General features: G+C 62.8%; 6 protein-coding genes and 1 pseudogene. 4 read left to right on the top strand and 3 right to left on the bottom strand.

Annotation, left to right across the window (positions count from 1 at the left end; genetic code table 11):
• On the top strand, positions 1 to 621 hold a 621-nt coding region (locus EPO09_RS13260), incomplete at its 5' end, for an FtsW/RodA/SpoVE family cell cycle protein (RefSeq protein ID WP_290643793.1).
• A gap of 92 nt (positions 622 to 713) precedes the next feature.
• Positions 714 to 1,331, top strand: a complete 618-nt coding sequence (coq7, locus tag EPO09_RS13255; protein ID WP_290643794.1) for a 2-polyprenyl-3-methyl-6-methoxy-1,4-benzoquinone monooxygenase — start codon at positions 714 to 716, stop codon at positions 1,329 to 1,331.
• A 17-nt stretch (positions 1,332 to 1,348) separates the two neighbouring features.
• On the opposite strand, the gene EPO09_RS13250 is transcribed toward coq7, so the two are convergent.
• Together EPO09_RS13250 and EPO09_RS13245 are read right to left on the bottom strand one after the other, a co-directional pair.
• A complete protein-coding gene (locus EPO09_RS13250) occupies positions 1,349 to 1,771 on the bottom strand; it encodes an OsmC family protein (RefSeq protein ID WP_290643792.1) in 423 nt (140 codons plus the stop codon).
• Positions 1,772 to 2,049: 278 nt separating this feature from the next.
• Positions 2,050 to 4,164 (bottom strand): ATP-dependent helicase, encoded by a 2,115-nt coding sequence (locus EPO09_RS13245; protein WP_290643791.1) that lies wholly within the window; start codon positions 4,162 to 4,164, stop codon positions 2,050 to 2,052.
• A 254-nt stretch (positions 4,165 to 4,418) separates the two neighbouring features.
• Between EPO09_RS13245 and EPO09_RS13240 the strand changes: the two genes are divergently transcribed.
• On the top strand, positions 4,419 to 5,087 hold the full coding sequence (locus EPO09_RS13240; RefSeq protein ID WP_290643790.1) for a PEP-CTERM sorting domain-containing protein: 669 nt from the start codon (positions 4,419 to 4,421) through the stop codon (positions 5,085 to 5,087).
• Between the two features lie 103 nt (positions 5,088 to 5,190).
• On the opposite strand, the gene EPO09_RS13235 is transcribed toward EPO09_RS13240, so the two are convergent.
• Positions 5,191 to 6,450, bottom strand: a complete 1,260-nt coding sequence (locus tag EPO09_RS13235) for an alpha/beta fold hydrolase (protein ID WP_290643789.1) — start codon at positions 6,448 to 6,450, stop codon at positions 5,191 to 5,193.
• 130 nt (positions 6,451 to 6,580) lie between these two features.
• Here EPO09_RS13235 and EPO09_RS13230 point away from each other — a divergent pair.
• Positions 6,581 to 6,858, top strand: a pseudogene (locus tag EPO09_RS13230) (hypothetical protein); the annotation flags it as partial.

The raw sequence follows: 6,858 nt of genomic DNA, 5'->3' as shown, positions 1-6,858 counted from the left end.
TTCTTTGCCGGTTTGAACTGGCGCTTGATCGTGCCGGTGCTGGTGGCCGGTGCGGTGGGTATCACGTTGATCGTGTCCTATCAGACACAACTGTGCCAACCCGGTGTGAAGTGGGTAGGCCTGCATGATTACCAGAAGAACCGCGTCTGCACGCTGCTCGATCCGACCACCGACCCATTGGGCAAGGGCTTTCACATCATCCAGGGCATGATCGCCATCGGCTCGGGTGGGGTGATGGGCAAGGGCTTCATGCAGGGCACGCAGACCCACCTTGAGTTCATCCCCGAGCGCACCACTGACTTCGTTTTCGCGGCCTACGCAGAGGAACACGGCCTGGCAGGCGGTATCGCCTTGATGGTTGGCTTCCTGGCGCTGATCTTCCGGGGGCTGTTCATCGCGGCGCAAGCGCCCACGCTGTTTTCGCGCTTGCTGGCCGGCGCCATTTCATTGAGCTTTTTCACCTATGCCTTCGTCAACATGGGCATGGTCAGCGGCATCCTGCCCGTGGTGGGCGTGCCCTTGCCCTTCATCAGCTACGGTGGCACGGCCATGGTCTCCCTGGGCCTGGGCCTGGGCATGCTGATGTCGATAGCCAAGAGCCGAGGGCTGATGCAGCGTTGAGCCTGCGCAAGCGGGCGGATGCCTTGCCGCACTACTATTCGCTTATGAACGCTTCTTCCCGCACCTCTTCGTCGGCCATCCGCCACGACGGCATGGACCGCCTGCTCATCTCGCTGGACACGGCTCTGCGCACGGTCTTTGCCGATCACGCTGCGGCCAGGCCTTGCCCGCAAGCAGCGGTGGAAGGCCCCGAGTTGAGCGCGGAAGAAAAGCGTCTGTCGGCTGCGCTGATGCGCGTCAACCACGTGGGTGAGGTCTGCGCGCAGGCCCTGTACGCCTCGCAAGCCTGGGGCACGGACAACCCGGCGCTCAAGGCGCAGTTCGATGCCGCCGCGCGCGAAGAAACTGATCACCTGGCCTGGACCGAGCAACGCCTCAAGGAGCTTGGCAGCCGCACCAGCCTGCTCAACCCGCTGTGGTACGCGGGTGCCTTCGGCATCGGCTTGCTGGCAGCCAAGGCGGGCGACAAGGTCAGCCTGGGCTTCGTCGTGGAGACCGAACGCCAGGTCGAGCATCACCTCAACAGTCACATGGACCGCCTGCCCGCAGGGGATCAGGCCTCCAAGGCCATCGTGGCCCAGATGCGCGATGACGAAGTGGCGCACGCCAACGCGGCGCTGCAGGCCGGTGGCGTCGAGTTGCCTGCCCCCGTTCGAGGTTTGATGCGCCTGGCCGCCAAGGTCATGACCACGGCGGCCTACCGCATCTGATCGGGCCCGTGCCCGAATCAGGGCGCGACGATCTCGAAGCTGGTCGTGATCTCGGCGGTCTTGCCGATCATGATCGAGGCCGAGCAGTACTTCTCGTGCGACATCTGGATGGCGCGCGCCACGGCCGAATCCGTCAGGTTCACGCCCGTCACGACGAAGTGCATGTTGATCTTGGTGAACACCTTGGGATCGGTATCGGCGCGGTCGGCTGTCAGTTTGACCTGGCAGCCGCGGATGTCATGGCGGCCGCGCTTGAGGATCAGGACCACGTCGTAGGCCGTGCAGCCACCGGTACCGGCCAGCACGGTTTCCATGGGCCGGGGGGCCAGATTGCGGCCGCCACCTTCAGGGGCGCCGTCCATGTTGATGATGTGACCGCTGCCGGTTTCGGCCATGAAAGCCATGCCGGAAGTGGGTTGCCAGTTGATCGTGCATTCCATGTGATGTGTCCTTGCGCGCCAGAAATGGATGCAGGCGCAATGAGCCCGTAATTGGGCTCGCATTGTGCCTCGGGCGAACCCTTGCGTAAAAACATCACAGTGGATACAATTTGTTTCAGCCGTGTGGAACTTTTCGAAGTTTGAGACGTCTTACACGTGCTTGTTTCGTTTGTCTCCTCCACTCCTCCTTTTGGTGGAATATTTAAAACCCGAGATCACCGTCTCGGGTTTTTTTTGTCTTCACCACGGAAAACGTGAGGAGAGTGAGTGCTCACTATCTAGTTTTGCGCCCTGGATGCTGCCTTGGAGGCCGCCGCCTTCGCGGCCATTTCTTCGCGCAGGCGCTTGAGCTTTTCACGCGGATCTTCCTTCGGGCCCGCGCCTTCGCTCAGTTTCATCTCCGCAATAAAGCGGCTGGGCGTGGCCTGGATGTATTCGCGGCCCTTCTTGCGGCGCTTGAGCACGCTCACACCCAGCGTCAGCCGGGCGCGGGTGATGCCCACGTACATCAGGCGGCGTTCTTCTTCTACCTGCATGGGCGTGATTTCGCCCTCTTCACGCGAGAAGGGCAGGGAGCCTTCGTTGACGCCGGCCAGCACCACGTGCGGCCACTCCAGGCCCTTGGAGGCGTGCAGGGTCGACAAGGTCACCATCTTCTGGTCGCTTTCACGCTCGGCCAGGCTGGTGATCAACGAGATCAGCTGCGCGATCTCGATCACGCTCTTCTTTTCGGCCTCGTGGCTCATGCCGCCGTCGTTCTCGATCTGGCCGCCGCAGCGTTTGGCCACCCAGTCGATGAAGTCCATGACGTTGGTCCAGCGGGCCGCCGCGACCTTTTCGTTCTCTTCGTTGTCGTAGAGATGCTGCTCGTAGCCGATGTCTTTGAGCCAGTCCAGCAGCATCACCTTGGCGTCTTCGCTGCCGTAGGTGTGGCGGGCGCGGTATTCGAAGTCATTCACGTAGCGGCCGAACTCGTGCAGGCTGCCGATGGCCTTGGCGCTCAGGCTGGCTGAGAGCGAATCGGCGAACAAGGCTTCGAACAGGCTGACCTTCCACTTGCCGGCGAACTCGCCCAAGGCGCCCAGCGTCTGGTGGCCGATGCCGCGCTTTGGCGTGGTCACAGCTCGCAAAAAAGCCGGATCGTCATCGTTGTTGAGCAGCAGGCGCAGCCAGGCGCAGAGGTCGCGGATCTCCGTGCGGTCAAAGAAGCTCTGGCCGCCCGACACCTTGTAGGGGATGTTGGCCTTGCGCAGGGCCTGTTCGAACGGGCGCGCCTGGTGGTTGGCCCGGTAGAGGATGGCGAAATTGTTCCAGTCCGTCTTGCTTGGGTCGCCGGGGTGACGCTCCAGCAGGTTCATGCGCAACATCATGAAGTGAGAGACGGTGCGCTCGGCCTCGTGCTCTTCGTTGTCGCACTCCATGAGCTTGACCGGATCGCCTTCACCCAGGTCCGACCACAGCGTCTTCTGGAAGAGCTTGGGGTTGCTTTCGATGACGTTGTTGGCCGCCCGCAGGATCGCGCTGGTCGAGCGGTAGTTCTGCTCCAGCGGGATCACCTTGAGGTTTGGGAAGTCCTGTGGCAGGCGCTTGAGGTTGTCCAGCGTGGCGCCGCGCCAGCCGTAGATAGACTGGTCGTCGTCGCCCACGGCCGTGAAGATGCCTTGCTGGCCCACCAGCAGTTTGAGCAGCTCGTACTGCGTGGCATTGGTGTCCTGATATTCGTCCACCAGCACATGGCGCAACTGGCGCTGCCATTTGAGACGCACATGTTCATGCTCGGCCAGCAGCTTGAGCGGCATGCTGATAAGGTCGTCGAAATCCACGGCCTGGTAGGCCTGCAGGCGCTCTTCGTACAGTTTCATCACGCGCACGGCGATCTGCTCTTCGTCAGTCTTGACGTGCGACAGGGCCTGCGCGCTGTTGAGCCCCATGTTCTTCCACAGGCTGATCGTCCATTGCCAGCTGCGGGCTAATTTGGCGTCGGTGGTGGCGCCGGCGTCACGCAGGATGCCGGTGACGTCGTCGCTGTCCAGAATCGAGAATGCGGGCTTGAGGCCCAGTTCGGCGCCGTCTTCGCGCAGCAGGCGCACGCCCAGCGAGTGGAAGGTGCACACGAGCAGCTTGCTGGCTGCCTTGGCGCCGATCAGCGCCTTGACCCGGTCGCGCATTTCTGCGGCGGCCTTGTTGGTGAAGGTGATGGCGCCGATTTGCGATGGCGCCAAATCTGCACCATCGCCAGGTTGCAACAGCCGCGCAATTTTGTGGGTGATCACCCGCGTCTTGCCCGAGCCGGCGCCCGCCAGCACCAGGCAGGGGCTGTGGAGGTGCTGCACGGCGGCCATCTGGGCCGGGTTCATCATGGGTGGGGCGGCGTTGGCAGCGTGGGACGACATCGGGCGCGCAGGCAGGCAGAGTGCGGAACAATTCGGGCAAGGGGGCAAGCATAGATCAAGCGCGGCCTTGTCGAGCGGGGGCAACGGGTGTTATCGAGTGATGAAATTGGCGCCTATGGCCCCCACACATGAGGGGGCGGGCAACCCCTCTTTGATGCGCTGCATTAAATCAATACGATGGGCTAACGTTGGGTAAAAAGTCACGCAATTTGTAGTGGCTGCCCTCAACGCCCACCGCCAAGAGAGGAGCCTTCATGATCAAACTAGTGCGCCGCACGGCAGTTGCCGCCGGCATTGCTGCACTCAGTCTGGCGTCGTCTGCCAGCTGGGCTGCCAGCTATACCTATGATTTCAAGACGTTTTTTGACACGTCAACCGTTCTGGACCTGCTGGACACCAAGACCCTGAGTTACTCGGTGGCCACGCTGAACATCACCGACATCACCGGTGGCGTGCAGTTGTCCCTGACCCAGCTGACCAATGCGTTCCCGGCCAAGACCTCGGCTGGTACGTTCATTGAAGCCTTGTGGCTGTCCGGCCCCAACGGCACGCTGGCGAGCACGTCCGGTACGGCGCTGGCCGCCGGTTCGGGCTACAGCTGGTTGCTGCCGCTGATCAAGGACGCTGGTTACACCTACCAGTGGAACATTGATTTCGCGTCGTCCAAGTTCGCCGAGAACACCACGTCGACACTGACCATCAAGGGTTCAGGCGTCACAGCAGCTGCCTTCGCCAAGGCTGGTACCGTGCCCATGCTGGATCTGGGTAACGTCGGCAGCCCTTACAACGGTCTGCTGGGCCTGACGCCTGATGTGCACTTCATCGGCAAGTTGCAGCCAGCGGTTCCCGAGCCATCCACCTATGCGTTGATGGGCCTGGGTCTGGTTGGTGTGGCTGTGGCGGCTCGCCGTCGCGCCGCCTGAGAGTAGAAGAGACAAGCGAAACAAGCCCCGGCGAGGCCAAGTCCGGTCGGGCACTTACTGAACACCCCATCATGCGTGCTGCATGGTGGGGTTTTCTTTTTGTTCAGATACCGGCAACGAATTCGCCCAGGAGCTCAGCAAACGCCTGAGGTTGCTCCACGGCGCTGAGGTGGGCACAGCCTTGCAGCGTGACCAGTTGCGATCCGGCGATGCCTTTGGCGAGGTTCTGAGCCATGTCCATCGGTGTGCCTTCATCCAGGCCACCCGCGATCACCAGGGTCGGGACGCGAATGTGATGCAGCTTGCCTGAGGTGTCCGCATCACACAGGGCTGCTGCGCAAGCGGTGTAGCCTTCCGGATCCGTTGCCTCCAGCAGGCGCTGATGACGCGACACGGTGGCCGCTTGCTGCTGGCGGAACGTTTCGCTGAAGAAGCGGGCCATGGTGGTGGTGCTGATCGCCCCCAGGCCGTGTGATTCCACGGTTTCAATGCGCTGGCCGATGGCTTCCCGGCCAGCTGCGGTATAGGTGCTGGTTGTGTTGGCCAGTACCAGGGCTTTGATCTTGTCTGGATGGCGGATGGCCAGTTCCTGGCCGATCATGCCGCCCATGGACAGGCCTACCCAGATCACCGGTTCGCCTTCGGCCATTTCGTCGATCAGGCGGGCTGCGTCAGCGGCCAGTTCGGTCATGGTCAAGGGCTCGGACGGCGTCTGCGAACGGCCATGGCCGCGTGTGTCAGGGCAGATCACGCGACAGGTCGCGGCCAGCTCGTTGGCAACCAGATCCCACATTGAGCCATCCTGCCCTAGCGCGTGGCTCAGAACGATGGTGTGCGCGGCCTTGCCGCGCCGTGGCTCGCGCACTGTTGCGTGCAGCTTGGGGCGGGTGCTGGTGAAGACGGAGCGGCCCACGCCGGGATGCCAGGACTGATCGGCAGGATGGGGTGGGGGCTCGATGCCCAGCTCGCGCATGATGCCCAATGCCTTGGCGAAACCGGTATTGGCTGCTGGCACGCCGGCGTAAATGGCGATCTGAATGAGGGCTTCGCGCACTTCTTCAGGGGTCAGCGTATGGGCGTTGCCCGGGGTGAGGGAGCCGCGCATGTGGATCTCGAACTCGTCCCAGCGGCCCAATGCGCAGGTCACGGCCATCACGATGATGCGGCGGGTCTTCCAGTCCAGACCGGGGCGGCCCCAGACACCATGCCAGGCGTAGTCGGTGATGAAGTGCTGGAACTCGGCGTTGAAGGTGTTGGCCTTGGCGACCGATTTGTCCACCCAGGCATCGCCCAGTGCGGCGCGACGGTTGCGCATGCCGCGCTCGAAGGGGTGATCGAAAGGCTGTTCCAGAGGTTTGGACATGGTAGGCGGGAGGCTGAGCGGTTTCGGTGACAGGGTGCCATTGTGCCGCGATGTGCAATCGGTGCGTTGCACAAAGCGTCAGGGCCTTACCTTGTGCACAGCTTGTCGCGTATCGGTTATGGTGCGCACCATGCAACGAAGCCTGATGCCCCCTCTTTCTGCCGCGCTCACAAGGCTCGTCGCTCGTGGTCGTTCTGCGCTGATGCTGATGGCCGTGCTGGCCCTGGTGGCCGGGTGTGCATCAACACCGCCCTCGGGCTCGACACGTGCTGCTTCGGCCACGTCCCGTCCCATCGACGCTGGCGCGCGTCAGCAGGGCAAGGATGGCGCGCCCAGCGATGCGCCGCCCAATCTGGCCTTGCTGCCGGACCCCGAGCCCCAGGTAGAGCCCATCAAGCCTGGCGGCCC

Origin of the sequence: Aquabacterium sp. (genome assembly GCF_004297345.1) — a bacterium.
Lineage (GTDB): Bacteria > Pseudomonadota > Gammaproteobacteria > Burkholderiales > Burkholderiaceae_C > Aquabacterium.
The sequence above is the reverse complement of the archived record's forward strand: the minus strand, read 5'-3'. Positions and strand labels throughout refer to the sequence as shown.